Annotated in this window: 2 protein-coding genes; both read right to left on the reverse strand. The window is 36.9% G+C overall.

Annotated elements, in window-relative coordinates; all coding sequences use genetic code 11:
• Positions 1–72 precede the first annotated feature (72 nt).
• Entirely contained in the window at positions 73–798 is a 726-nt protein-coding gene (gene istB / locus B5V89_RS18335) for an IS21-like element helper ATPase IstB (RefSeq protein ID WP_108073410.1), read from the reverse strand.
• Positions 795–2,243: an IS21 family transposase gene (gene istA / locus B5V89_RS18340; RefSeq protein WP_108073412.1), complete on the reverse strand. Its 1,449-nt coding sequence runs from the start codon at positions 2,241–2,243 to the stop codon at positions 795–797. Before istA ends, istB begins: the two co-directional genes overlap by 4 nt.
• Positions 2,244–2,389 lie beyond the last annotated feature (146 nt).

A 2,389-nucleotide genomic window follows, 5' to 3' on the forward strand; every position in this document is an offset into this window, starting at 1 on the left:
TGTGTTTTGCAAGTAAAAAGTACATAAAAGTGCAATAAAAAATACATAAGCTTGCCAGCCTAATTTTAGTAATTATTTTTGTCGTGAAAGTGCGTGTGTAACTCTGTAACTATCTCCTGTAAAACTTAAAATATGTGCGTGATGAATAACTCGATCGACTAATGCTGCCGTTAGCCTGGAATCGACAAAAATACGATTCCATTGGCTAAATTCAAGGTTCGATGTGATGATTAAACTTTTTTGTTCATACCAGTCGGATATTAATTGAAATAATAACTCAGCCCCATCTTTGCTGAACGGGATATATCCCATTTCATCGAGTATTATGAGATCTACTTTTTTGAACTTATTTCGAAATTGCTGTAGCTTTCCTTCTTTCCATACTCTTTCTAGTGTATCGACTAAATCAGACACACGATAGAAACGAACTTCGTAGCCATTTTGACAGGCCTTACGCCCTAACCCTGTAGCTAATAAGGTTTTCCCAGTGCCAGGAGAACCAGTTAAAATGACATTCTCATGTTGATTTATAAAATGTAGTTCACATAGCTCTTTCGCATCTATGTGGGGAGGGAAACGAACCTGTTCACTCCATTGAAATGCCTCTAAAGTTTTCTTGCTAAAAAACCGTGCTTTTTTAATTAAACGTTCAGCCTTTGCTTCCTCACGTAGTTGTAGCTCTCTATGTAATAGACTTTCTAGATACTGCTCGGGGTTCTCAAATGGGATAGTATCAACTATGTCTGCTACATAGGCGAGGCGAAGAGTTTTACAAATCCTTTTTAGTTCAGAATTCAAACCTTATCACTCCCTTCGCGAGAAGGGGATTGAAGTTCGTCATACATTGCCCAATTGACATCATAGGGATGAGAATCGGGTTCATACATTTCTTCCGTTTGATCATTCAATAACTCGTAAAATCGATCATTGATTTCTCCCATTTCATGATTAGCTAGTAGGCTAATTAACCATTTCAGTCTTTTTTTTCTTATCGACAAATTACTGATATTAATATATTCATAGATTCGACCTGGTAGATAAGGCGAATAACGTGAATAGGTTACAACCCGCGGCTTATGTAACCAAGATTTAAGAATAGACGACCAAGGAATTTTGCGACTTTTATTCATGTAAGGTCGATATTCTGCATGCAGGATTTCTCCATAAGGTGAAATAACTTTAAATTTGTCCCAATACTTTATAACGTGCAATTGACCATAGTTATATCCCTTGGGGATATGTACTTTAGTTTTATCAATTACTATTTCCCCATACTTATTTGCTTGCATCAGTTCCTCTTTAAATACAGGATAATCTTCATCGGGTAAGGCTAAAAGATATTGATGTTCCTCCTCTAGTAATTTTCGAATGGGGACATGCTTTTCATAATGAACACGCTCACGGTCCTTGGTTAAATGTTCTTCTAGGATTTGAGACAAATGCTCAAGGTTATTTATTACAGGTGATGGTGTTACAAAGTTGTACCGAATATAACCTACTTTATTTTCCACATTTCCTTTCTCATGCCCACTTCTTGGATTACAAACCTGCGGTTCAAAACCGTAGTGACTTGCAAATTGGAGGAATTCGTCTGTGAACGTTGCCTCTTGATTTCTTCCCCTCGGCTGAATAACTGCTGCCTTTAAATTATCAATCCGAACTTTCTTAGGTACTCCACCAAGTTGATTAAACATCGCTTTGAGCCCATGTAAAAAGCATTCTTGATTTTCGCCTGGCAATGGTATACAGTAAGCTGCATTACTATAAGGAAGTGTCATCAGAAGACAATGAACATCAATATACTTCCCATCCTTCACGGCCTCAGTTATTCCAAAATCAACTTGTGCCTCAGCTGGCGGATGATCCAAACGTTCCGAATTCTTATCCCTTTCTTCTATGCGATCTTTACCTTCACGCCAGTCAGCGATGAAATAACAGAGGGTTCGATAGGACCCCGTGAACCCCATTTTTACAAGATCATTAAAAATCTTTTTATTAGTCCTTCTTAATTTTTTCTTTAACTTTTCATCTTCTCCTAGCCAGTCGGAAACTATCTCCCCCCAATTTTCCTCATACATCATTCCACTTTTCTTTTTAACCATTTCTTTGGGGACTTGATCGTCATCTGCATATTTCTTTGCAGTTCTCCAATTAATCCCCAACGTTTTTGAAATTTCATTTATAGATAGTGATTTTCGATTTCGTAATAATTTGATACAATTAACTTCAGACATTGCTAGCATTCCTTTCAACCTCCACTGTATTGCTTCGACACAATTACAGTAGAGAAATATTGGATGGCTGGCAAGTCTTTTTTTGTATAAAAATAAAGTGCAACGTTATGTACTTTTACTTTTCATAACTCTGCACTTTTATTTTGCCATACACA

The organism is Heyndrickxia sporothermodurans, assembly GCF_003055045.1.
In the GTDB taxonomy this organism is placed as follows: Bacteria; Bacillota; Bacilli; order Bacillales; family Bacillaceae_C; genus Heyndrickxia; species Heyndrickxia sporothermodurans.